Below are 22,168 nucleotides of genomic sequence, written 5' to 3' on the forward strand. Positions count from 1 at the left end.
GTCAGTTCCCCTCCAGGTTGCGGCGGCCGAAACGCCGTCCGATCTCGAAAGACAGCAGGACCGCGGCGACCCCGCCGAGGATCCAGCCGATCGGGAGCCCGTCGTTCTTGGCGGGCGCCGGCGCCGAGACGAGCTGGGCCGGGCTCGGCTCCACGGCCTCGGGCGCGCCGGCCAGGGGCGACGACGACGCGGCCGCCGCGGACTGGGCCGGCGCCGGGGCCACAGCGGTGGGCGCGACGGTCGCCGGCCCGGACGGCGGCGACGACATCGTGTCCTTGCCCGACGCCTTGTACTTGGTCGGCGACGTGAAGGTGAGGGTGCCGGTGAACTGGGAGAACTTGGTGCCCAGGAACGAGTCGATGCAGTAGACGGCGACGTCGTAGCGGCCCTTGAGCGTGGTTCGGTTGTCGCTCGCGAAGTCCTTCATCGTCTGCGCGAAGTAGACGTCGAAGCCCGCGGTACGCGACATCCCGGCCGCGGTCGGGGTGGTCACGATCTGGCCGTCCGCCGGGAAGCCGTGGCCCTTGACCACCGCCATGTAACCGTCCGCCGGCGACGGGCAGCCCGCCGAGGTACGCGCCTTGATCGCCGCCTGGTCGATGCTGTTCGACGGGAAGAACGTGAGCGTGCCGTTGGGCGCCGCGCCGGCCGGGGCCGGGGTCACCAGCAGCAGCGCGGCGGTCGCGAGACCGGCGACGCGGATCAGGTCACGCGGTCGCACCGGCCACCCCCTTCGAGCGACGGCGACGCAGGTAGCGAACGCCGAACCAGGCGCCGACCAGCAGCGCGATCCCGCCGACGATGGCGAGCAGCGTCCACGAGACGGCCCAGAAGCCGTGGTCGCGGTTGACCGTGTACAGCGGCAGCTTCTCGTCGCCCTTCTGGGCCACCGGGTCGGCGGAGACCGAGCTGGTCAGCCAGATGGCCGGGAACGCGCCGCGGACCTCGGCGGTCATGTCGACGGCGTCGCCGGGCAGGATCTCGGGTACGTCGGCCACGCCGTCGGCGGTCTTGTGGGAGCCCCAGAACGTCTTGACCGTGACCTTCTGACGGGCGCCGAGCCGCACGTTGCCGGTGTTGCGCACGCGATAGGTCAGCGTGGTCGTCCCGGCCGCGAACGGGTTGGCCTTGGGGTGGTACGTGGCGCTCAGCCCCTCGACCGTGAGCCCGGGCTTGAGCTCGCCGCTGACCCGCAGGTAGATGCGGGCGCCGACGCGCTGGTCGACGGCGACCTTGTTGCCCTTGGCGTCGTTGCCGACGGAAGTCAGCGTGGCGACGATGCCGGCGCTGTGGTCGCCCGGCGTCGCGCCGGTCGGGACCTTCAGCGTGAACGGGAGGACCACGCGGCCGCGGGCGGGCACCGTCACCACCGGGCGGGACAGACTGACCCAGGTGCCGGCGTCGTCCGACTTCCTGCCCGCCGCCAGCAGGTCGAAGCCGCCGGTGCGCGGGGTGAACGCGTCGCTGGCGTACACCTTGAGGGTGAGTGGCTTGGTGCCGGCGTTGGAGATCTCCACCTGGTCGTTGAAGACGCCGCCGGGCGTCGCCGCGTACGCGAAGGTGGGCCGGTTGTCCGGGCCGTTCTTGCCGGTCGGGCGGACACCGAAGGTGGCCCGGTCACCGCCGTTGGTGTCGCCCGGGTTGGCCTCGGCGGGTGCGCCGGAAACGAGGCCGAGCAGTACGCCCAGCAGTGCCATGGCTGCGGTGGCTCGCCGCATGATGACCGTCCTTCGACAAGGGGTGTGCGGGGCGGGCGCGAACCCGCCCCGCACGGGGTGAATCAGATGGCGGTGATGGTGAGCGTGGCCGAGTAGGTACCGGCCACCGTGGTGGTCGGGGCCTGGAGGGCCACCGAGGCGCTCACGTGGGCCGTGCCCATGCCCGCGCCGGCAGCGGCGGTGGCGAGGGTGCGGCTGCTGGCCAGGCCGACGCCGGACGGAGCGGCCGCGCCGGGCGCGATCGCGTCGGCCGGGGAGACCTGCGGACCGGCGGCGACGGTCTGCGACGGCGACTTGTCGACGACCTTCGGCGTCCAACCGAGGTTGGCCGCGTTGATCGAGTGGCTGCTGCCGTCGGAGAAGTCGGACACCTGGCCGGACACGTTCCAGCCGAGGTTGCCGGCGCGGGTGTCGGTCACGGTGAGCGAGTTCAGGTTGCCACCGGTGGTCAGCTTCGAGGCGTCCGACGCGAGCGCCGGGGCCGGGAGCACGACCGGGTCGGTGCTGCCCACGCTGATCGTCAGAGCGCCGCTCTCCACGGTGGTGGAGATGGTCTGCGTCGCGGTGCCGCCGGTGAACGGCGTGACGGTCAGCGGGACCGCCGGGGACTCGGAGGCGGCGTACGCGCCCGAGTCGGCCGGCACGAACCGGGCCGCCAGCGAGTGGTCGCCGGCGTCCAGGCTGCTGGTGGTGAGGGTGGCGGCACCGCCGGTGACGGTCACCGCGGCGCCCAGGTTCTGGCCGCCGTCGAGGAACTGGACCTTGCCCGCGGCGCCGGACGGGAGAACCGTGGCGCTGAGGGTCACCGGGGTGAACTTCTCGATCGAGCCGCTCGGGTTGACGACCAGCGCCGTGGTGGTGGCGGTGGCCGGCGCCCCGTTCACGACCAGGGTGGTCGCGGACGAGGTCGAGCCGTTGACCCCGGGCGAGGTGCTGCTGAACACGGCGGTGATGGCGTGGCTGCCCGCGGCCAGGGCCGCCGTGCTGAGCGAGGCCACGCCGCCGCTGACGGCCACCGGGTTGCCGACGTTGTTGGCGCCGTCCTTGAACTGCACCGTGCCGGTGGCCGTCGCCGGGGTGACGGTCGCCTTCAGGGTCACGGTGTCACCGGCGCTGACCGGGCCGGCCGGCGTGACCTCGAGCGCGGTGCTCGACGGCGACGACGCGTTCGGGTCGGTCGACTGGTACGCGGTCGGCGACGTGAAGTAGAAGGCGCCGGTGAAGGTGCCCTTCACGTCCTGCGAGAACGCGTCGAGGCAGTAGATCGTGAGGTCGTACTCGCCCGCGACGATCGTCGTGCCGAGGTCGGTCGCGACGTCCTTGAAGCTGTTCTCGACCTGGACGTCGAACCCCTCCTCGGTGGAGAAGTTGACCGTCTGCGGCTGAACGACCTGGGTGCCGTCGGCGAACGCGCCTGGGCCGGTGAGGACACCCCGGTACGAGTCGGAGTCGGTGGAGCAACCGGCCGAGGTGTGCACCTTCGGAGCGATCAGGTCGCTACCGGTGGCCGGGCTGTTGGTGAGGGAGCCGAGGGTGCCGGCCGGCGGAGCGGCCTGCGCGGCACCGACGCCCACCCCGAGGACCGTCGCGGCGGCGGCCGCGGTGACCACGGCTACCCCGGCGATACGGGACTTGAGCTGCATGGTGAACTCGCCTTCGAGTCTGGTCACGGCGTGCGGAGGGTGGTGTCGCCACACGACGCGTGCGGGGCGAAGCCGTACTTCTTGATGACGTTGGTGTTCGCGCAGACCTGCGAGGTCGGGCCCACGAACACACCGGCGTAGGTGGAGTCGGTCAGCTTCGAGCTCGGGACCACGTTGTAGACGTCGCGGACCATGGTCGAGGACGTGTTCAGCACGGTCGGCGCGGTGCCGTCCAGCTGACCGAGCACGACCTTGCCGTGCACGTCCGGGGTGACCGAGGTGGTCTGCGAGAGGTACTGGGCGATCGAGTACGGCACGACCTGCTTCACGTCGGTGATCAGCGTGCCGGTGTTCTCCTGCAGCGGGTTGCCGGTGGCGTCGGTCTGCCCGATGCAGGTGTGGTTGACCTGCGAGGTGAAGTCGGCGGCGTCGGTGAAGCCGAGCGACTTGAGGAAGAACGAGCGGGTGCCCGAGCCGAACTGCGGGAGCATCGGCTTGTAGTTGGCGCCGGCGCCGCAGTTGTAGATCGTGGTCAGCTGGGCCTTGGTCAACGTGCGCGAGATGCCGCTGTCGCTACGCACGGCGTAGGTGACCGCGTCCACCGCGAACGGGATGTAGGTCAGGTTCTTGCCGGGGAACGTCGACGCGTTGTTGCTCGACGAGCGCGCGAAGTCGAGGCAGCCGTTGGCGGCGTCGAGCGACGCGACCAGGGCGGTCACACCGGCGCCGGAACCGGCGGGCCGGTTCATGACGCAGGCGGGGTTGTCCTTGGTCTGGATGGTGGCCGAGCCGAACGCGTCGTACGACGCGATCGCCTTCGTGCCGTTGACGGTCACGACCTGGGACAGTCCGTTCAGGACACCCTCGGTGGTGTCCGAGCCGACACCGGCGAGGGTGCGGAAGGTGGGCGACCCGCTCGGGTCGGCCGACGCCGGGGAGGCGGTGAAGGCGAGTGCCCCCACCAGCCCGACCCCGACCACAGCCAGGAACCGTTTGTTCTGCACTGCGGCTATCCTTTTCTGTGCGAATGCGAGCCGGGCTGGTGCCCGGCCGCGTGGTGTGGCGGCTCCTACGCCGCCGCACCCGTCCCGGCAGCTGCCGGCTGCCGGTGCTGTGGCCAGGAGTTGGCGCTCCTGGCCACAGACGTCTCAGCGGTGCTACCTACCGCCCTCCTCTCCGGGCCCGCAGCAGGAAGATCGGCCCGGCGAGCGCCGCCGCCACGCCGATGACCAGCGCGGCGAGCAGGGCGAATCGCAGGTTTCCGACCGGGTGCCCGGGTGTGGGGTTGGACTCGGCGACCGGCACGGGCGAGCCGTGGCCCGCCGGCATCGGCGCCTGAGCGGCGAGGCTTGGTGCGATGCCCGCGGCCGGCACGGTCCTGGTCGGCTTCGCGGTGGCCGGCACGCCGGTGGCGGTGCCGCCGCCCATCGGCGGGGTGGTGGCCGGGGGCGCGATGACCGGCGGCGGCTTGCCGGCGCTCTCCTCGATCGTGTCGGCGGCACTGTTGGTGAGCACCCGCAGCGCTTCCGGCATCGGGGCGTAGCCGAACGGCAGGGTGCCCGGCTCGACGCCCGGGACCTGGCCGTTGCCCGCGGCGTACCGCAGCAGCGTGGCGTAGTCCTTGCCCGCGTCGGCCTGGATGGCCGACGGCACCGTGGCCGCGTAGAGCACAGTGGTCAGCGGGTACGCCCCCGCGATCGAGCTGGTCGGATTCGGGTCCAGCACATTCGCGACCGTCTTCGAGGTGGTCATCGCGGCCACGCCGGAGATCAGGTTCGTCGTGGTGGGCGCCACGAACTGCTTGGCGTGGTTGCGCAGCTTGGCCATCGGCAGGCCGTACCGCTCGGCGGTCGCCACGTCGGTGACCGCGAGCACTGCCCGCTTGCCCGGCGCCTGCGGCGGGCCCTTCTTCCAGCCGATGACGTTGCCCTTGGTGTCGCGCGAGGTCGCGTTGTGCACGAGCGTGTCGCCGCGGGCGGCGTAGCGCGCCGCGTCGTGCATGTTGTTCGCGTACGGGTGCATGTCGAGCGTGCAGAACGGGTGGAAGAGACCGTCGTCGGCCCGCAGCGGGATGCAGTACAGGTCGCTCTTCGGGAAGTTGTCCTTCGGCCACACCTGCGCCGCGTACACCGGGTTGACCTTCATGCCCCACGGGTCGGGGCTGCCGGTCAGGAACGCTTTGGCCTCGGGGTCGGAGAGGATCCACTCCCAGAGCCGGGTGGCCAGGTCGGTCTGGCCGGAGGGCAGCAGCATGTCGCCGATGCCGAGCGCCAACTGGTGATCGAACCCGGGGTTCAGATCCAGGAACTCGTGGTCGTTGCCGAGCGAGGGCGGGTTGTTCCTGATCGACTCGCGGCTGTTGTCGGCGCCCGCCAGGTACGACTGGGTCAGCAGCTTGGCGACCAGCCGCGGGGTGAGCTTGAGGTCGGTTATTCGCTCGCCCTCGTGCACGAGGTCGTCGTCGGTCGCCTTGGGCCCGGCCTGATACTCGATGTTCAGGGCGATCGTCAGCCCCGACACCGCGACCGGCGCGTACACCTGTGGCCGGGTCGGATCGGGTGCGGCCGGCGAGTCGACGAAGACCATGTTCGGCTCGGTGCCGGCCAGGTTCAGCCGGCCCAGGTCGTCGGTGACCTGCGAGTATCCGTAGACCGTCCCGCCGTCGGCACAGAGCGCCGGCTGCCAGCGCAGGATCGCCTCGGTCATCGCCTCGGCGCCCAGGGTGCGCCGCTCGGCCGTGCCGATCGGGCAGGGCTTGCCGATGAGCTGGAACTTCAGCGGGATGGTGATGTGGTTGTTCCAGTTCGTCTGCTCGAGCGGGGAGGAGTCGAGCCACTTGTGCGGCCGGTCGTCGCCGCTGGTGCCGTTGATCTCGGTCTCACCTCGCGGCACGATCACCAGATAGCACTCCCGCGGCGTGCCGTCGTCCTGCTCCTGACCGCAGCCCAGGCCCGGCGCCTCGGTGCCGGTCTGCACCTCGAAGAACTCCTCGCCGCTGCCGTCCGCGCGGGTGCGGCCGTACGGGATCTCGTTGGTGGTGGTGGCGTCGAAGAACTGGCCGAGCCCGCCGATGTCGACGGTCGTGCCGGTGACCGAGGAGAACGGCACGTACTTCGGCGCCCCGTCGGCGGCCGGCTTGATCGACTCGTTCGGGTCGACCCAATCCTTGCCGAACGCGCTGCCGTAGGTGACCTGCCGGCTGCCGGTCCAGGCGCCGCCGCGGTTGTCGGTGTACAGCGCGCCGTACTGGCACTGGGTGCGGTCCGGGCCCTTCACCGGGTCACCCCAGCACTGCATGATCTGCAGGTAGTTGAGGAAGACGCTGGTGTCGACGGTGGGCTTGCCGCCCTTCCAGGAGACGGTCACCACCTGGTTGATCAGGTTCGTGGTCTGGCTGACCGTGATCTTCAGGTTGGCGAACTCGCCGGTGCCGGAGACGGTGACCTCCGACGAGCCGGTGTCGTCGGCCGCGACGGCGTCGGTCTGCGGGTAGACCAGCGCGGTGAGCGCGGCCAGCAAGGCGGCGAGCAGCGCCGCGGTCCATTTGCGGCTCATCGGCGGCCACCCCCGTGCAGCAGGCGCGCGATCAGCGGCGGGCCGACCGTGAGGCCGAGCAGCAGGGCGCACGCGACGATGATCAGGACGAGTTTCAACGTCGGGTCGAGCTGGTTGGAGAGCGAGACCGGGATGGCCGAGACGCTGTCCGCGCCGCCTCCGCCGGTGCCGCCGACCACCTGCCCGGTGTCCGGGTCGATCACCGCGCCCGCGGTCGAGCCCGCGGTCGGTGTTCCCGTGCCCGCCGTCGAGGCCGGGTTCGCGCTGTTCCCCGTACCCCCGCTGCTGTGGTTGGTGTTGTTGTTGTTCTTGTTCCCGCCGTTGGAGGTGGGGGTCTCACTCTTGGCGCCGCCCGTGCCGGTCGTGCATTGGACCGGGCCGACCTTGTCGCAGGCGCGCGGCTGAGGGGCGTTCTTGGCCAGCGTGTTCGACCCGTCGCTGGAGAAGGTCGGGTTGTGGCACCCGCTCAGGTTGATCGCCTTCACGTCGACGCCGGGGATCCGCTTCACCTGGGCGATACCCGCCTCCACCAGGTTCTTCGGCAGCGGTGAATAGCCAAGGCTGTCCGCCTGCTGCTGCCCCTCGCAGAGGAAGTAGTACGCGAAGTCGCCGAGCGTCTTGCCCTTGGCCACCTTGAACCGGTCGTTCTCCTCGTCGACCGGAATCAGCATGTAGCTGTAGCTGGAGAGCGGGTAGGTGCGCTTGTCGGCGTTGGTGTAGACGCCGCGCAGGTCCTGAGTGAGGTAGTCCTGCGAGCCCTGGACGTTGTTGATCTTCGCCTTGAGCAGGGCAACGGCCACCGACGGCGCGGTCGGCTCGATGTAGTAGTCGGCCTTGTTCCGGATCTTCGCGACCGGGAAGTGCAGGTTCAGCGCGTACGAGTATTCGACGTACGTGATCGCGCCGACGCTCGCGTCCTGGGCCACATACGCCGCCACACCGGTCGAGCTCGACTGCGCGGTCGTCGCGGTGCCGGCGATCGTCGGGTAGATCGAGGTGACGCCGCACGGGGTCTTGCGGCCGGCCCTGGCGCAGTAGGCGTTCCAGAGCGAGGGATACTGGTTGGCCATCCACGTGGAGAACTGGGCCGTGGTGCCGGAGCCGTCCGAGCGCACCACCGGGACGATCTTGCGGGCGGGCAGGGCGAGCCCCGGGTTGTCCGCCTTGATCGCCGGGTCGTTCCACTTGGTGATGACGTTCGTGAAGATCTTGACGAGCGTGTCGCCGGAGAGCCGGAGGTTGGTCACCCGGTTCTTGCCGATCGACAGGTTGTACATGAACGCGGTGCCACCGGCGACGATCGGCATGTAGGCGTACTTGAACTTCGGCTTCGCCTCGGCCGCCGCGTTGTCGTCCTTGCCGTACGGGATCTCGGAGACGCCGAAGTCGACGAGGCCGCTCGCGAACTGGTTGCGGCCGTCGGTCGAGCCGGTGCCGGCGTAGTCGATGCGCATGCCGTACTGCTGGACGTTGGACGCCCACTGCCGGATCGCGTTCTCACTCCAGGTCGAGCCGGCGCCGTTGACCGGGACATAGGGCCCGGCGGCGGTCGCGGCCGGCGGCGAGCCGGTCAGCAAGAACGTCAGCGTCACCGCGGCCGCCGCCGCGAGGACGACGCGGGTGACACGCCTCAGCATGATCACTCTTCCTCATTTCTGGTGGTGCTCCCGCCCGTGACAGACGCGGGGTCGTCGGTGCTCTCGACCGGCGGGATCGGGGCGGGGGTGCTGCGCTGCTCCGGCGCGGCCGAGGCGGGGGTGACGCGCTCGACCGGCGACGTGGGGTCCGGCATGGTGGGGTGGGCCACCGGAGCCGGGGCGGGCATGGTGCTGTCGACCGGGAAGGCCGGTCCGTAGTAGACGGGCGGGCCGTAGTGGGGCGGCGGGAACAGGCTGATTCCCGGCAGGATCGGCTGTGGCGGGTGGCGCCGGGAAAATCGGGCCGCGTCGCGCGCCGAGGCCCGGGCCCGCGCCCGCTGCTGCCGCGGGCTGAGGTCCTGCGGCCCGCGCCCGCCGATCAGCCGGGCCACGATGAACAGCATCAGCACCAGCGCGAGCAGCAGCGCCGCGGTGCCGAAGCCGCGGGCCACCACGTTCGGCTGCGGCGACTTGATCAGGGTGAAGGTGGCCAGCGGCAGCGAGACCTGCGGGCCCTTGAACGGGTTCGCGTTCAGCGCCGCCGAGTATCCGGCGGTCAGCAGCACCGGCGAGGTCTCGCCGACGCCGCGCGCGGTGGCCAGGATGATCGCGGTGGCCAGGCCGGGCCGGGCGGTCGGCAGCACCACGGTCCGCACCGTGCGCCACCGGCTCGCGCCCAGCGCGAGCGACGCCTCCTTGAGGTTGCCGGGCACGAGTCGCAGCACCACGTCCGCGGCCCGGATCATGATCGGCAGCATCATCACGCTGATCGCCAGCGAGGCCGCGAAGCCGGACTTCTCGAAGCCGAGGATCAGCAGCACGGTCGCGTAGATGAACAGACCGGCCACGATGGACGGCAGGGCGGTCATCGCCTCGACGACCGTACGCACGAAGCGCGTGAAGCCGCCGCGCAGCTCGGACAGGAACAGCGCGCAGACCAGGCCGAGCGGCACCGTGATGATCAGCGCGAGAGCGATCTGCTCGAGCGTGCCGACCACGGCGTGCAGCGCGCCGCCGACCGTGAGCGGTTCGAGCGGCCCGGCCCGCGTCAGGTCCTGCGTGAAGAAGTTGAGGTGTACCAGCGCCTTCCAGCCCCGGAAAAGCGTGAAGAACACCACGAAGCCCAGCGCCAGCAGCAGCAGGAAGGCGAGGCCGTGCACGATCGCGCCAACCAGCCGGTCGCGTACCGCCGGGCCGTCGCCGTCGAGCCAGACCAGCACGGCGAAGAACGCGAGGAACATGACGAACGAGCAGACCACGAAGCCAAGCAGGCCCGAGAACGGTGCGAGCCAGAAGTAGATCAGCGCGGTGGCGCTCACCCCGGCGAAGATGGCGCCGAGCGTGAGCGTGACGTCGTCGGCCGAGACGCCGGCGGTGACCCGGCGCTCCTCGGGCTCGAGCGACTCGGGCTGGGCGCCCGGCACGAGGTGCGGAACCGTCGTCGTCGCGCCGTGCGGCGGAGGGGCCGTCGTGGCGTCTCGCTGCGGAGCCGTCGTCATCACGCCTCGCTGCGGAGCCGTCGTCATCAGGCCTCGCTCTCGGCGCCGGAACGGCTGCGCGCCACGATCGAGCCGGCCGCGAAGTTCACGATGAGCGTGAGGATGAACAGCGCGACGCCGGCCGCCATCAGCGCGGAGAGCGCGACCGGCCCGGACTCGCCGTACCGCAGGGCGATCAGGGCCGAGACCGAGTTGGCGCCGTTCTGCAGGATGTGCGGCTGGATCACGAAGACCGGCGAGATGATCAGGTAGACCGCGATGGTCTCGCCGAGCGCGCGGCCGAGGCCGAGCATGGTGCCGCCGATCATGCCGCCCTTGCCGAACGGCAGGACTACCGAGCGGACCATTCCCCAGCGCGTCGCGCCGAGGGCGTACGCGCCCTCCCGCTCGCCGATCGGGGCCTGGGAGAACGCCTCCCGCATGATCGAGCAGATGACCGGCGCCACCATGAGCGCCACGACCATGCCCGCGATGAACGTCGACGACGTGTAGATGGTCTCGGTCGCCAGCGGGTCACGCGGGTCGGAACCGGTCACCTTGAACAGCGGGAACCACGCGAAGTAGGTGGACAGCCAGCGGGCCAGGCCGATCACGTGGGCCTGCAGGAAGGCGAAGCCCCAGAGGCCGTACACGACGCTGGGCACGGCCGCCATCAGGTCGATCATGTTGATCAAAATGCGACGCAGACGCTGCGGGGCGTACTCGGAGACGTAGAGCGCCATCCCGGTGGCGAGCGGCACCGCGATGCTGATCGCGACGCCGGCGATGAGGATCGTGCCGGTGAGCACGGCGGCGATGCCGAAGTGGCCGGAGTCCGGCTCCCACTCCTCGGTGGTCAGGAAGGACCAGCCGGCGAGGCGCAGCGCGCTGATCGCCTTGGTGAACAGGAACGTGCCGACCAACACCATCAGCAGCAGCACCGCCGCGCCGGCGCAGCGCAGCACGACCCGGAAGACCAGGTCCTGTCCTCCGGACGGCCGGAGGCGGCGTCGCCGCTCCGGCGCCGCCACAGTCTCGAGCGGCGCGCTCGTCATAACCCGTCCCCTGCCTGACATAACTCTCGGGTAACACCGTGCGCGCTCAGAGAAACGATGTTGGCTTTCCGCAAGGCCGGGGTCAGGTGAACGACGGACGAATGCGCGCCATGGTTTGAAGCGGGAACGGGCGAGACGGTGTGCAATGCTCACCGCCGGGGATCGAGGTCCACCAACTCGGCCGCGGGGATCAGATCGAGGGCTATCGTTGCAGCTTGATCGGCCTGAATGCGGCGCTGATAGTCCCGGCTGGAGACGGCGACGACGGTCTCGCCCGCCATGATCCGCCAGCTCCACGAGGACGGCCCGGCGCGCACGATGACGATCCGCAGACCGGTGACATTGCGCTGGAGCCAGAGCACGGCCGCACGGCACGCCTCGGGGTCGGCATAGCTGACGGGCGCCCGGCCCAGGTCACGGTTGTTGGTGGCGAGCAGCCGCCAGGTCATCGACCCGTCCACCCGGTGTCGCAGCATCCGAAAACGCGCAGCAGCCACGGCCCGCTCGCTCCTCCATAGGGACGCGAGTGATCATCTGCTCGCGCGCCCCATACCGTGGCGGCCCTTAGTACACAGCCGACACACAGCGAGTGAACAGCAGGCTTTAAAGAAGCAAAGGGCTCAGTGACAATGCCGGGCCGTCGACCGCGGGACGTCGAGAGCGGGGTTGCGATCGAAGAAGCCGTACGGCTTGAGCGTGAACCCCGCATAGTCGACCGGCATGATGGGCCAGTCCTCGGGCCGCGGGAAGTGCGTGAGGCCGAACGTGTGCCAGAGCACGATGTCCTCGCCGTCGATCGACCGGTCGGCGGCCGTCCAGGCCGGCAGTCCGCCGCCACCCGGGCTCTGGTTGACCAGGTCGCCGGCGGGGTAGCGCTCGTCCGGCGAGTACCGGGTGACCCACAGGTGCTTGGTGGCGAACGCCGCCCGCGCATGGATCGACGACGATTCGTCGGCGAGCAGCAGCGGAAGCCCGGCCGGGTGCAGGGCGTACCCGACCGGCTGGCCGAGCCGGTTGGTGACCTCCGGGTTGACGATGCCCCAGACCCGGCCGGCCGCCGGCTCGGCGACCCGCTGCCCCTGCGACTCGGAGGCGAGCCGGGTGGTGCGGCGGGCGAACGCGTTGCCGTAGGGGTTGTCCGGCCCGACCGGCACCCGGACCGCGTCGATCTCGTCGACCGCGTTGCGCACGCCGTCCACGGTCATGTCCAGCCGCGCCGAGAAGAGGTGCTGGTGGAAGGGTGCGCCGAGACCGGGCGCGATCTCGGTGGCGTACGGGTAGCCGGCCCCCGGATAGGCCGAGGTGAACACGACGCCGGTCGCCTTGGCCTCGAGCTGGATCGTGCCGTCGAGATAGAGGTACCAGTAGAAGCCGTAGTCGTAGTTCCCGATGGTCACGAAGAATGAGATGACGAGACGGCGCTGCCGGCGGGTCTCGGACATCTCGTTGAAGAGGTCGGTGTGCTTCCACACCACCCCGTAGTCCTCCTCGTGCAGGCAGATCGCGTTCGGGATGACCCGCGGCGCGCCCCGCTCGTCGATGAGCGTCGCGTCGAAGTAGTGGATCTCGCCGAGGCAGTCGCAGCCCAGTTCGAGCGAGTTCGTGTACCGGGCGAACAGGTACTCGCCGATGTCGAAGTAGTTCTGCCAGAACCGGGCCGGGGACGGGTCGGCGTACGGAACGACCATCTCGGCGATCGACGCGCGGTAGACGATCGGCCGCCCGTCGTACGAGATCTGGTTGAGGATCAGGCCCTCGCGCATGTCGAAACCGATCCGCAGCCGCCACTTCTCCCAGCTCACCACGTCGTCCTCGACACTGAAGCTGGGCCCGTCGGGCTGGGTGATCTCGATCGGCCGCAGCGTCTCGCGCGGCGGCACGTCCCACTCCGCTTTCTCGCGCGGGATCGGCGCGTTCTCGTGGTCGTGCACGGCGAGCGCGGTGCGCCCGGTCAGGTCCACATAAGCCACAAGACCATCGATCGGGTACGCCCAGACGAGCTCGGCGGGATCGGGCTGGTGGAATGCCAGCACCCGGATCATCCGCTTGCCGCCCTCGTCCGGGTAGCCGAAGTTCCCGGCCGACAGCGGGCAGGCGCGCACCTCCTCGACCGGCAGGCCGCGCTTGTCGAGGGCGGCCAGCCACTCCGGCGACTCGGCCAGGATCTCCTCGATGACCATGAACTCCTCGTCGAGGATCGGCATCTGGCCCGCGACCGGGTCGAGCTCGGCGATCGCGGTGACGGCGCCCGCGGTCAGGTCGATCCGGCAGTCCCGGCCCAGGCCGGTGTCCCGGTCGAGCAGCAGCACCCGCACCTCACGCGGCACCGGCTCACCGGCCAGCACCAGGCTCTTCTCCGGCTCGACAAGCCCGAGGTACGCGAAGCGGGTGCTCGCGGCGAGCGCCCCGGCCGCGGCGAGCAGCCCGCGAGCCTGGTTGATCTCGTCAGCCGTGATCCGGGCGAGCGGGTGCGACATGCGGATCCTCCAGAATGGTCGATCGGCCCGCGTCAACCTATCGCCCTCACGTTTCGCCCACTAGCGCTTCGCGAGCGCTGATTCGGGCAGACTGGCGGCATGGCCCAGCACAACCCCGCCGCTCCGATCGATGCCGACGCTCTCGACGCCGCGTTGCTGCCGTTCGGCCGGTCGCGCACGCTCCCGGCCGCCGCCTACACCGGCCACGAGATCTTCGAGTGGGAGCTGCGCCACCTGTTCGCCGGCACGTGGACCTGCCTGGGCCGCGCCGATGAGGTCGACGAGGGGCAGAGCCAGCGCGCCTTGACCGTGGGCGGCATCGGCGTGCTGCTCACCTTCGACGAGGGAACGGCCCGCGCGTTCGCCAACGTGTGCCGGCACCGCGGCCACGAGTTGCTGCCGGAGGGCGGGGCGGCCGACCGGATCGCCGTAGTTTGCCCGTACCACGGCTGGGCCTACCGCCTCGACGGGAGTCTCAGCACCGCCACCGCGATGCGCGAGGTGACCGACTTCGACCCGGCCGAGCACGGCCTGGTCGAGCTGCCGGCAATGGTGTGGGAGGGCTGGCTGTTCGTCAACGCGACCGGGGAAGCGCCGCCGTTCGCCGACCATCTCGGCGACCTGGACGGCCTGCTGCGCCCGTACCGGCCGGCGGAGCTGCGGCTGCGCGCGGCGCACGACTACCGGGTCGCCGCCAACTGGAAGGTGATCGTCGAGAACTACGAGGAGTGCTACCACTGCCCGCAGATCCACCCCGAGCTGTGCCGGGTCTCGCCGCCCAACTCGGGCAACAACTGGGATCTGCCGGGCGCCTGGGTGGGCGGCTCGATGGACCTCCGGGAGCACGCCGAGACGATGTCGGCCGACGGGCGCGGCGCCGGGGTGTTCATCGACGGCGCCCCGCAACGCACCGTGCGCTACATCGCGCTGTTCCCCAACCTGCTGGTCTCCGCCCACCCCGACTACGTGATGACGCACCGCCTCTGGCCGGTCGCGCCCGGTGTGACCGAGATCGAATGCCGGTGGTACTTCCCCGAGGAGATCACCGACCCGGCGTACGCGGTGGACTTCTGGGACCTCACCAACCGGCAGGACTGGGCCGCGTGCGAATCCGTCCAGCGGGGCCTCGGCTCCCCGCACTTCCGGCCGGGCCCGCTCGCCCCGAACGAGGACGCGGTGTACCGCTGGACGACGCTAGTCGCTCGCGCGTATGCGGGCGGGCGCCTCGATCCGGCGAGGTGACGTCCAGAGCTCGGCCGGCCCGGCCATCAGCCAGCCGACCGCACCGGTGAGCGCCAGCCCGATCATCGCGATCACATACATCCACGCGTACGCCGAGGACCAGTCGACCTCGCCCGCGTGCACGAGCATCGCGACCACCGCGGCGGCCCCCGCGACCAGGTAGTTGATCGCGCCGACCCGCTGCCGGTCGGAGTCGCCCTCGCGGATCGCGAGCACCGAGCCGACGCCGAACACCAGCGCCCACACCCCGAGCGCCGACACGTCCAGATCTGACACCGGCCAGGGCCATTGCGCGGCGACCCGACCCGGGAACGCCAGCGCGAGCAGGCCGACCACTCCGCCGATCACCGCCACGACGGCCACCGGCAGGACGGTGAACCAGACCCTCGGCTCGGCCCGCGGCGACGGCCGGCCCGGCGCGCGCAGCTGCCCGATGAGCAGCACCACGCCGACGATCACCGCCGCCACGTGCACGAGCAGCCAGCCCCACGCGGAGAAGAAGGAGACGATCTCGCCGCCGCCGAGGTGGGTCGCGCCGCGATACCGCAGGGTCACCGCGAGCATCAGCACCATCAAAAGCAGCGTGCTCCCGTACGCGAGGCGGACGTCGACCCAGCGACGCAGCCGTACCGTGGCGACGAGCATGGCCAGTCCGCCGAGATAGCCGGCGCCCATCGTCGCCGCGGAGAGCGACGACCGGAAGTCCCAGGCGAAGCCCCGGCCGCTCAGGACCAGGAGAACCAGCACCTGGAGGCCGGCGCAGTACGCCAGCGGTATGAGGAACGCGCCGCGCGACGCGGCCGTAAGGTCACGCTCGATCGGCGACATCCGGTCACGTTACCAGTGAGTAACGTGACCGGACACCCCCTCAAACCGTGCGCAATGCCTCGGTCGGGGAGAGTCGCGCGGCCCGCAGCGCCGGAACCAGCCCGGCGATCGCTCCGATCACGACGGCCGCCGCGATCCCGCCGGCCCACGCCTCCACCGGCACCACGACCTGCCAGCCCTTGTTCCGGGCGTAGACGACCGTGGCGATCATCCCGGCCGCCACGCCGGCCGCGCCACCGAGCACCGTGAGCAGCACCGCCTCGGCCAGGAACTGCCCACGGACCTGCCGCCGGGTCGCGCCGAGCGCCCGCCGCAGGCCGATCTCCGACCGCCGCTCCAGCACCGAGATGATCATGATGTTGGCCACGCCCACCGCGCCGACGATCAGCGCCACCACCCCGAGACCGAGGAACAGGCTGTCGAACGCGCCCTCGGCCGCCGCCCGCGCGGTCAGCGCGTCGGACGGCTGGCTGATGTCGACCTCGCTCGGCGCCTCCGGGTTCGCCGTCCGGGCCAGCACCGCCTGCACCTGCGCGACCCGGTCGGTGTCGGCCCGCACGTACAGCTTGCTCGGCGGTCCCGCGACCGCCTTCCCGCCCTCGATAGCGACGTAGTTGAGATAGTGCCGCGCGGCCGGGTATCCGATGAGGACACTGCTGTCCAGGTCGGCGGCGAGCAGCGCGGGCTGCAGGATGCCGGCGATGTAGAACCACTGGCCGCCGAGCCAGATCCGCCCGCCCGGGGCGACCCGGTCGAGCCCGAGCCGCTGGGCCGCCACCGCCCCGAGCACGGCCCCCGGCTGGGTGGCAGTGGCCTCGTTTAGCCAGCGGCCCTGCGCCACGCCGGTCGCCACCACGTCGGGCAGGTTGAGGCTCGCGGCCCGCACGGTCAGCGCGTTCGTGCTGATCGCCGGGATCAGCGGCGTGCGATAGACCTTCGCGTCGTCGATCGCCGCGGTGTGCGCCACCTGCTCGACCGCGTCCAGGTTGCCGACCCGGGCCGGGGCGGCCGTCGGCAGGTCGGCGGCCGCGCCCGAGAACGACTGGCCGCTGCTCGCCGTGAGCAGGTTGGTGCCGAGCCGGTCGATCTGGGCGAGCAGGCCGGCCTGCGACGACGAGGAGAGCCCGAGCACCGCCACGATCGCGGCCACGCCGATCGCGATGCCCAGCGCCGACAGGGCTGCCCGCACCTTGCGGGCCCGCACCCCGATGCTGGCCACCCGCACCTGATCAGAAGGTCGCAAACGCATTGGTGTCCCTCACGATCCGCCCGTCGAGCACCTGCACCCGGCGTGGCATCTGAAGCGCCAGATCGTTGTCGTGGGTGATCACGATGATCGTGGCGCCGTCGGCGTTGAGCTCGTGCAGCAGCTCGACGATGGTGGCGCCGGTCGTGCTGTCGAGGTTGCCGGTCGGCTCGTCGGCCAGCACGATCGCCGGGCGCCCGACCAGCGCGCGGGCGATCGCCACCCGCTGCCGCTCGCCGCCCGACAGCTTGACCGGCTTGAACGACGCCCGGTGCGAGAGCCCGACCCGGTCGAGCGCCTCGGCGGCCCGCTGTCGACGCACCCGGGCCGGCACTCCGGCGTAGAGCATCCCGTCGGCCACGTTCTCCAGGGCGGTGGCGTGCGCGGCCAGGAAGAACTGCTGGAAGACGAAGCCGATGTCGCGGGCACGGACATCGGCCACCTGGCGGTCACCGAGCCCGGCCACGTCCACTCCGTTGATCCGGACGACGCCGCCGCTGGGCCGCTCGAGCGTGCCCATGATGTGCAGCAGCGTGGACTTGCCGGAGCCGGACGGTCCGACCACCGCGACCAGCTCACCGGGATCGACGCTCAGATCTATCCCGTGCAGCACGGGCACGTCGCCGTACGCCTTGACCACCTGCACCAGCTCGAGCACCGGGCCGCTCATGAGGACGGCACCACCACTCGGTCGCCGGCCTTCAGGTCGCCGGTCACCTGCACCATCCCGGCCGAGTCGTCGAAGAGCCCGAGCTTGACCGGCACCGTCTCGCGCCCGCCGGCGTCGCCGACCCGCTCGACCGCGAAGCCGCCGGTCCCCACCCCGACCAGCGAGGTGACCGGCACGATCAGCGCGTTCTTCACCCCGGCCGTGGTGATCTGCACCCGGACCGGAGCAGCGTCGAGCGTGCCGGCCTCCTTCGGCTTGTCCAGCGCCAGATAGACCGGGACGGTCGCACTACCGTCCTTGTCCTGGGTGGCGACCGTGCCGATCCGGCCGACCCGGCCGGTGGTGACCCGGTTGTCGGGCAGCGTGATCTGCGCCTTGTTGCCCACCTTGACCTGCGCCTGCTGCGACGCGTTGAGCTGCACGACGACCTCCCGGCGGGTGGTCACGGCCGTGCCGAGCGGTGTGCCCGGCGCGGCCCGGCCACCCAGCTGCGCGGTCACCCCGGCGATCCGCACCGGGCCGGGCAGCACGACCGCGTCCCGCACGTCGAAGTCGCCGACGTCGTCCTGAAGATCGTCGAGACCCTCGGCCGTCTCCCACGTGTAGTCGTCGCCGTCGTCCGCGTCGTACCCGAGGTCGCGGAGGTTCTTGTTGAGCGTCGCGACGTCCCAGCCCTCGTCGCCCTCCGCGAGGTCGCGGTAGAACGGGCGGCTGCCGCAGAGCAGCAGCACCGGGTCGTCGTCGACCCAGTAGAGGACCCGGCCGCAGGCGACGACCTGGCCCGCGGCCGGGAGCTTGGTGTAGACGCCGGCCGCCTGGTTGACGATCGGGTAGTCGCTGCCGTCGGCCTGGGCCGCGTACGACAGGGTGCCGGTCTGGCTGACCTGACCGTTCAGCGCGCCCTGCCGGACCGGCACGGTGGCGGCGGCCGCGGTCACCGCCGGGGCCGGTTCGCCCGCGGCCGAGCGCGACCAGAACAGCCCGCCCAGCCCGACCGCCACGACCCCGAGCAGCGCACCACCGATCTTGAGAACACGACTCATCCCATGCCACCGGGCGCCAGGTCGCGGCATTTCTGCTGGGCGTCCTTGAACGCCTGCGACTCCGGGTCGACACCGGTGCCGGAGTTGAACAGCAGCCGGCCGTCGGCCTGCGGGTCGGGCATGGTCGGCACGCCGTTCTGCCGCATGCACTGCACCCACTTGAGGGCCTGTGCCTGCTGTTCGCCGCTCTGTCCCTGCTTGGCGGCGCCGGGCGGTTCGTACTGCTTGCAGGTCTCCTGTGCCTTCTTGAAGGTCTCGCTTTCCGGGTCCAGGTCGCTGCCCTTCTGGGCCCGCAGCATGAGCCGGCCGTCCGGGTCGGGATCGGGGAAGCTGGGCACGCCGTTCTCCCGCATGCACTGCGAGTACTTCACGGCCTGCGTCTGGCCGGTGGCCGTCGAGGCGGGGGCGGTCGGTTGGTCGTCGTCGCCACCGCAGCCGGCCGTCGCGAGGACGGTCCCGATCACCAGCAGGCCGGTGGCGAGCAGAGTTCTGATTCGCATGGTTGTCGGTTCTACGAGAGTGACGGTCACAGCCCCGTCCGCGATTCAGTGACCTCGCTGTGACGCGCGATCGGGCAGGCTGGGCCCATGCGCGTGCTGGTGGTGGAGGATCAGGCCGAGCTGGCCGACTCGATCGGGCGGGTGCTGCGCCGTGAGGGCATGGCGGTGGACGTCGTGTACGACGGTGGCGCCGCCCTCGAGCGCACGATCGCGACCGACTACGACGTACTGGTGCTCGACCGGGACATCCCGGTGGTGCACGGCGACGACGTCTGCCGGCGGCTGACCGGCCCTCGGGTGCTGATGCTGACCGCGTCGGGCACCCTCGCCGAGCGGGTCGAGGGGCTCAATCTCGGCGCCGACGACTACCTGCCCAAACCCTTCGCGTACGCGGAATTGATCGCCCGGATCCGGGCGATAGGCCGCCGCTCCCAGCCCGCCGTGCCCACCCTGCTCGCGCACGACGATCTGCATCTCGACCCGGCCCGCCGGGTCGCCACCCGCGCCGGGGTCCGGCTGGCGCTCAGCCCCAAGGAGTTCGCGTTGCTGGAATACCTGCTGGCCGCCGACCACCGGGTGGTGTCGGCCGAGGAACTGCTGGAACGCGTCTGGGACGAGGCCGCCGACCCGTTCACCACGACGGTGAAGGCGACCGTCAACCGGCTGCGCGGCAAGCTCGGCGACCCGCCGATGATCGAGACCATCCCCCGCGCCGGGTACCGGATCTGACCATGCGGGTCCCGTCGCGGGTGCGCGCCCGCCTCACGCTGCTCTACAGCGGCCTCTTCGCGATCAGCGGCGCGGCCCTGCTGACAATCACCTACCTGCTGCTCGCGCACACCAAGCGCAACGTCGTGCTGCGCAACATGAGCGAGTTCAGCGGCAGCGCCACACCCAGGCCGCTGCCGTCCGCCACCCTCGACGACATCGCGGAGCGGGCCCGCGTCGAGGCCGAGCGGCAGCACCAGGAGACCCTGCACGCCCTGCTGACCTACTCGGGCGTCGCGCTGGCGATCACGACGGTGCTCGCGCTGGTGCTGGGCTGGCTGATGGCCGGCCGCATCCTGCACCCGCTGCGCACGATGATCGCCACGATCCAGCGGATCTCGGCGCGCAACGTGCACGACCGGCTCGCCGCGACCGGTCCCCGCGACGAACTGCGGGACCTCTCCGACACCGTCGACGGCCTGCTGCAACGGCTCGAGACCGCGCTCGACGCGCACAAGCGGTTCGTCGCCAACGCCGCTCATGAGCTGCGCACCCCGCTCACCCTGGAACACGCGCTGATCGAGGAGACCCTGACCGATCGCACGGCGACGCTGCCGCAGTACCGCGCTCTCGTCGAGCGCCTGCTGGAGCTGCGCCAGCAGCAGGCGGAGATGCTGGAATCGCTGCTCACGCTGGCCGGCAGCGAGCGCGAGCTCGCGCAGCGCGAGCACGTCGATCTCTCCGAGATCGCCGACCGGACGGTGACGGCCTACCGGATGGCCGCCATTCATGAGGGTGTACGCCTCGACGCGCGCATCGATCCGGCCTGGGCCACCGGCGATCCGGCGCTGGTGGAGCGGCTGGTGGCCAACCTCGTGGACAACGCGATCGGTTACAACGTGCCGGGCGGCTCGGTCGAGGTCGTCACCGGTGTCCGCGACGGGCACGCGGTGCTGACCGTCACCAACACCGGCCAGCCGATCCCGCCCGAGCGGATAGACGACCTGTTCGAGCCGTTCCAGCGGCTCGACCGCACCGCGGGCCGGGCCGGGCACCACGGTCTCGGCCTGTCGATCGTGCGCGCCATCGTGGCCGCGCACGACGCCGCGCTCGAGGCGACACCCGGCCCGGCCGGCGGCCTCCGGGTCGAGGTCACCTTCGCGGGCGTACGCGAACTGGTCGCCTCAATGGCGGAAGGCGGCGTGGCCGGTGAGAGCCTGGCCGAGCACTAGCGTGTGCATCTCGGTGGTGCCCTCGTAAGTGAGCACCGACTCGAGGTTCGCCATGTGCCGCATCACCGGGTACTCGTACGAGATGCCGTTCGCGCCCAGGATCGTCCGGGCCGCCCGGCAGATCTCCAGCGCCTCCCGCACGTTGTTGAGCTTGCCCAGGCTGACCTGCTCCGGGGCGAGCAGCCCGCGGTCCTTGAGCCGGCCCAGGTGCAGCGCGAGCAGGCCGCCCTTGGCCAGCTCGACCGCCATGCCGGCCAGCTTGGCCTGGGTGAGCTGGTAGGACGCGATCGGGCTGCCGAACTGGGTGCGGCCGCCGGCGTACTCGAGCGCGGCGGCATAGCAACTGCGGGCAGCCCCGAGCGCGCCCCAGACGATGCCGTACCGGGCCTCGTTCAGGCAGGAGAGCGGCCCCCGCAGGCCACGCACCTCGGGCAACACCGCGTCGGCCGGCAGGCGTACCTGGTCGAGCACGAGCTCGCTGGTGATCGAGGCGCGCAGCGAGCCCTTGTGCTTGATCAGCGGCGCCGCGAAGCCCTTCGACCCGGTCGGCACGACGAAGCCGCGGATGCCGTCGTCGGTCTGCGCCCAGACCACGGCCACGTCCGCGATGCTCCCGTTGGTGATCCACATCTTGCGGCCGGTGAGCACCCAGTCGTCGCCGTCCCGCGTGGCGCGGGTGCGCATCGAGGCCGGGTCGGAACCGGCGTCCGGCTCGGTGAGGCCGAAGCAGCCGATCGCCTCGCCCGCGGCCATCGGCGGCAGCCACTGCTGTTTCTGCTGCTCGCTGCCGTGCCGGTGAATCGCGTACATGGCCAGCGAGCCCTGCACGCTGACCAGCGAGCGCAGGCCGGAGTCGGCGGCCTCCAGCTCGAGGCAGGCCAGGCCGTAGGCGACCGCGCTCATCCCGGCGCAGCCGTAGCCGGTCAGGTGCATGCCGAGCACCCCGATGCCGCCCAGCTCCTTGGCCAACGCCCGGGCCTCGGGCAGCTCGCCGCGCTCGAACCAGTCCCCGACGTGCGGCAGCACCCGGTCGGCACACCAGTCGCGCACCGTCTCGCGGACCGCGCGCTCCTCCTCGGTGAGCACCTGGTCGATGCCGGCCGGGTCCAGCGGGTCGATGGTCATGAAGTCTCCTT

At 71.1% G+C, this 22,168-nt stretch carries 19 protein-coding genes; 3 read left to right on the forward strand and 16 right to left on the reverse strand.

What is annotated here, in order from left to right:
* Window position 1: 1 nt before the first annotated feature.
* The 10 genes from A3CQ_RS52335 to A3CQ_RS0110950 form a co-directional block, all read right to left on the reverse strand.
* Window positions 2-721 (reverse strand): hypothetical protein, encoded by a 720-nt coding sequence (locus A3CQ_RS52335; RefSeq protein WP_020510972.1) that lies wholly within the window; start codon window positions 719-721, stop codon window positions 2-4.
* On the reverse strand, window positions 708-1,718 hold the full coding sequence (locus tag A3CQ_RS52340) for a WxL protein peptidoglycan domain-containing protein (protein ID WP_040432161.1): 1,011 nt from the start codon (window positions 1,716-1,718) through the stop codon (window positions 708-710). The genes A3CQ_RS52335 and A3CQ_RS52340 overlap by 14 nt, the downstream gene beginning before the upstream one ends.
* Window positions 1,719-1,780: 62 nt before the next feature.
* Complete coding sequence (locus A3CQ_RS0110915) at window positions 1,781-3,388, reverse strand: Ig-like domain-containing protein (RefSeq protein ID WP_211216535.1); 1,608 nt, start codon at window positions 3,386-3,388, stop codon at window positions 1,781-1,783.
* Complete coding sequence (locus A3CQ_RS0110920) at window positions 3,385-4,365, reverse strand: substrate-binding domain-containing protein (protein WP_020510975.1); 981 nt, start codon at window positions 4,363-4,365, stop codon at window positions 3,385-3,387. Before A3CQ_RS0110920 ends, A3CQ_RS0110915 begins: the two co-directional genes overlap by 4 nt.
* Before the next feature lie 157 nt (window positions 4,366-4,522).
* On the reverse strand, window positions 4,523-6,916 hold the full coding sequence (locus A3CQ_RS0110925; protein WP_026205546.1) for a hypothetical protein: 2,394 nt from the start codon (window positions 6,914-6,916) through the stop codon (window positions 4,523-4,525).
* The gene (pstS, locus tag A3CQ_RS0110930; protein ID WP_040432204.1) at window positions 6,913-8,553 is read right to left on the reverse strand and encodes a phosphate ABC transporter substrate-binding protein PstS; all 1,641 of its coding nucleotides are present in this window, start codon (window positions 8,551-8,553) and stop codon (window positions 6,913-6,915) included. The genes A3CQ_RS0110925 and pstS overlap by 4 nt, the downstream gene beginning before the upstream one ends.
* A gap of 2 nt (window positions 8,554-8,555) precedes the next feature.
* The gene (pstA, locus tag A3CQ_RS52345; RefSeq protein WP_020510977.1) at window positions 8,556-10,052 is read right to left on the reverse strand and encodes a phosphate ABC transporter permease PstA; all 1,497 of its coding nucleotides are present in this window, start codon (window positions 10,050-10,052) and stop codon (window positions 8,556-8,558) included.
* A 26-nt stretch (window positions 10,053-10,078) separates the two neighbouring features.
* Complete coding sequence (gene pstC / locus A3CQ_RS0110940; protein WP_020510978.1) at window positions 10,079-11,086, reverse strand: phosphate ABC transporter permease subunit PstC; 1,008 nt, start codon at window positions 11,084-11,086, stop codon at window positions 10,079-10,081.
* A gap of 149 nt (window positions 11,087-11,235) precedes the next feature.
* On the reverse strand, window positions 11,236-11,562 hold the full coding sequence (locus A3CQ_RS0110945; protein WP_020510979.1) for a hypothetical protein: 327 nt from the start codon (window positions 11,560-11,562) through the stop codon (window positions 11,236-11,238).
* A gap of 144 nt (window positions 11,563-11,706) precedes the next feature.
* Window positions 11,707-13,563 carry a primary-amine oxidase gene (locus A3CQ_RS0110950; RefSeq protein ID WP_020510980.1) on the reverse strand — a complete coding sequence of 619 codons (1,857 nt, stop codon included), beginning with the start codon at window positions 13,561-13,563 and terminating at the stop codon, window positions 11,707-11,709.
* 99 nt (window positions 13,564-13,662) lie between these two features.
* Between A3CQ_RS0110950 and A3CQ_RS0110955 the strand changes: the two genes are divergently transcribed.
* Window positions 13,663-14,805 carry an aromatic ring-hydroxylating oxygenase subunit alpha gene (locus A3CQ_RS0110955; RefSeq protein WP_020510981.1) on the forward strand — a complete coding sequence of 381 codons (1,143 nt, stop codon included), beginning with the start codon at window positions 13,663-13,665 and terminating at the stop codon, window positions 14,803-14,805.
* Here the strand turns inward: A3CQ_RS0110955 and A3CQ_RS0110960 are convergent.
* Genes A3CQ_RS0110960 through A3CQ_RS52355 form a run of 5 tightly spaced genes read right to left on the reverse strand, consistent with a single transcriptional unit; the run spans window position 14,758 to window position 19,092 of the window.
* Entirely contained in the window at window positions 14,758-15,633 is an 876-nt protein-coding gene (locus A3CQ_RS0110960) for a hypothetical protein (RefSeq protein WP_020510982.1), read from the reverse strand. The two genes, A3CQ_RS0110955 and A3CQ_RS0110960, sit on opposite strands and share 48 nt — an antisense overlap.
* 40 nt (window positions 15,634-15,673) lie before the next feature.
* Window positions 15,674-16,882, reverse strand: coding sequence for an ABC transporter permease (locus A3CQ_RS0110965; protein ID WP_026205547.1), 1,209 nt, complete (start codon window positions 16,880-16,882; stop codon window positions 15,674-15,676).
* Window positions 16,863-17,549 carry an ABC transporter ATP-binding protein gene (locus tag A3CQ_RS0110970; protein ID WP_020510984.1) on the reverse strand — a complete coding sequence of 229 codons (687 nt, stop codon included), beginning with the start codon at window positions 17,547-17,549 and terminating at the stop codon, window positions 16,863-16,865. The genes A3CQ_RS0110965 and A3CQ_RS0110970 overlap by 20 nt, the downstream gene beginning before the upstream one ends.
* The gene (locus A3CQ_RS52350) at window positions 17,546-18,592 is read right to left on the reverse strand and encodes an efflux RND transporter periplasmic adaptor subunit (protein WP_020510985.1); all 1,047 of its coding nucleotides are present in this window, start codon (window positions 18,590-18,592) and stop codon (window positions 17,546-17,548) included. Before A3CQ_RS52350 ends, A3CQ_RS0110970 begins: the two co-directional genes overlap by 4 nt.
* Window positions 18,589-19,092 (reverse strand): hypothetical protein, encoded by a 504-nt coding sequence (locus tag A3CQ_RS52355; RefSeq protein WP_020510986.1) that lies wholly within the window; start codon window positions 19,090-19,092, stop codon window positions 18,589-18,591. The genes A3CQ_RS52350 and A3CQ_RS52355 overlap by 4 nt, the downstream gene beginning before the upstream one ends.
* An 87-nt stretch (window positions 19,093-19,179) precedes the next feature.
* Between A3CQ_RS52355 and A3CQ_RS0110985 the strand changes: the two genes are divergently transcribed.
* Together A3CQ_RS0110985 and A3CQ_RS52360 are read left to right on the forward strand one after the other, a co-directional pair.
* Complete coding sequence (locus A3CQ_RS0110985) at window positions 19,180-19,821, forward strand: response regulator transcription factor (protein WP_020510987.1); 642 nt, start codon at window positions 19,180-19,182, stop codon at window positions 19,819-19,821.
* 2 nt (window positions 19,822-19,823) lie between these two features.
* Window positions 19,824-21,032 carry a sensor histidine kinase gene (locus A3CQ_RS52360; protein ID WP_020510988.1) on the forward strand — a complete coding sequence of 403 codons (1,209 nt, stop codon included), beginning with the start codon at window positions 19,824-19,826 and terminating at the stop codon, window positions 21,030-21,032.
* Here the strand turns inward: A3CQ_RS52360 and A3CQ_RS0110995 are convergent.
* Entirely contained in the window at window positions 20,985-22,157 is a 1,173-nt protein-coding gene (locus tag A3CQ_RS0110995) for an acyl-CoA dehydrogenase family protein (RefSeq protein WP_020510989.1), read from the reverse strand. The genes A3CQ_RS52360 and A3CQ_RS0110995 overlap by 48 nt on opposite strands.
* Between the last annotated feature and the right edge of the window lie 11 nt (window positions 22,158-22,168).

Origin of the sequence: Paractinoplanes globisporus DSM 43857, assembly GCF_000379645.1 — a bacterium.
Classification (GTDB): Bacteria; Actinomycetota; Actinomycetes; order Mycobacteriales; family Micromonosporaceae; genus Actinoplanes; species Actinoplanes globisporus.

Excerpts from the sequence above, each read along its gene's own strand:
- A3CQ_RS52340 (WP_040432161.1), bottom strand. The coding sequence starts at position 1,718 with ATGCGGCGAGCCACCGCAGCCATGGCACTGCTGGGCGTACTGCTCGGC.
- A3CQ_RS0110925 (WP_026205546.1), bottom strand. The coding sequence starts at position 6,916 with ATGAGCCGCAAATGGACCGCGGCGCTGCTCGCCGCCTTGCTGGCCGCG.
- pstS (WP_040432204.1), bottom strand. The coding sequence starts at position 8,553 with ATGCTGAGGCGTGTCACCCGCGTCGTCCTCGCGGCGGCGGCCGCGGTG.
- pstA (WP_020510977.1), bottom strand. The coding sequence starts at position 10,052 with ATGACGACGGCTCCGCAGCGAGACGCCACGACGGCCCCTCCGCCGCAC.
- pstC (WP_020510978.1), bottom strand. The coding sequence starts at position 11,086 with ATGACGAGCGCGCCGCTCGAGACTGTGGCGGCGCCGGAGCGGCGACGC.
- A3CQ_RS0110945 (WP_020510979.1), bottom strand. The coding sequence starts at position 11,562 with ATGCTGCGACACCGGGTGGACGGGTCGATGACCTGGCGGCTGCTCGCC.
- A3CQ_RS0110950 (WP_020510980.1), bottom strand. The coding sequence starts at position 13,563 with ATGTCGCACCCGCTCGCCCGGATCACGGCTGACGAGATCAACCAGGCT.
- A3CQ_RS0110955 (WP_020510981.1), top strand. The coding sequence starts at position 13,663 with ATGGCCCAGCACAACCCCGCCGCTCCGATCGATGCCGACGCTCTCGAC.
- A3CQ_RS0110960 (WP_020510982.1), bottom strand. The coding sequence starts at position 15,633 with ATGTCGCCGATCGAGCGTGACCTTACGGCCGCGTCGCGCGGCGCGTTC.
- A3CQ_RS0110965 (WP_026205547.1), bottom strand. The coding sequence starts at position 16,882 with ATGCGTTTGCGACCTTCTGATCAGGTGCGGGTGGCCAGCATCGGGGTG.
- A3CQ_RS0110970 (WP_020510984.1), bottom strand. The coding sequence starts at position 17,549 with ATGAGCGGCCCGGTGCTCGAGCTGGTGCAGGTGGTCAAGGCGTACGGC.
- A3CQ_RS52350 (WP_020510985.1), bottom strand. The coding sequence starts at position 18,592 with ATGAGTCGTGTTCTCAAGATCGGTGGTGCGCTGCTCGGGGTCGTGGCG.
- A3CQ_RS52355 (WP_020510986.1), bottom strand. The coding sequence starts at position 19,092 with ATGCGAATCAGAACTCTGCTCGCCACCGGCCTGCTGGTGATCGGGACC.
- A3CQ_RS0110985 (WP_020510987.1), top strand. The coding sequence starts at position 19,180 with ATGCGCGTGCTGGTGGTGGAGGATCAGGCCGAGCTGGCCGACTCGATC.
- A3CQ_RS52360 (WP_020510988.1), top strand. The coding sequence starts at position 19,824 with ATGCGGGTCCCGTCGCGGGTGCGCGCCCGCCTCACGCTGCTCTACAGC.
- A3CQ_RS0110995 (WP_020510989.1), bottom strand. The coding sequence starts at position 22,157 with ATGACCATCGACCCGCTGGACCCGGCCGGCATCGACCAGGTGCTCACC.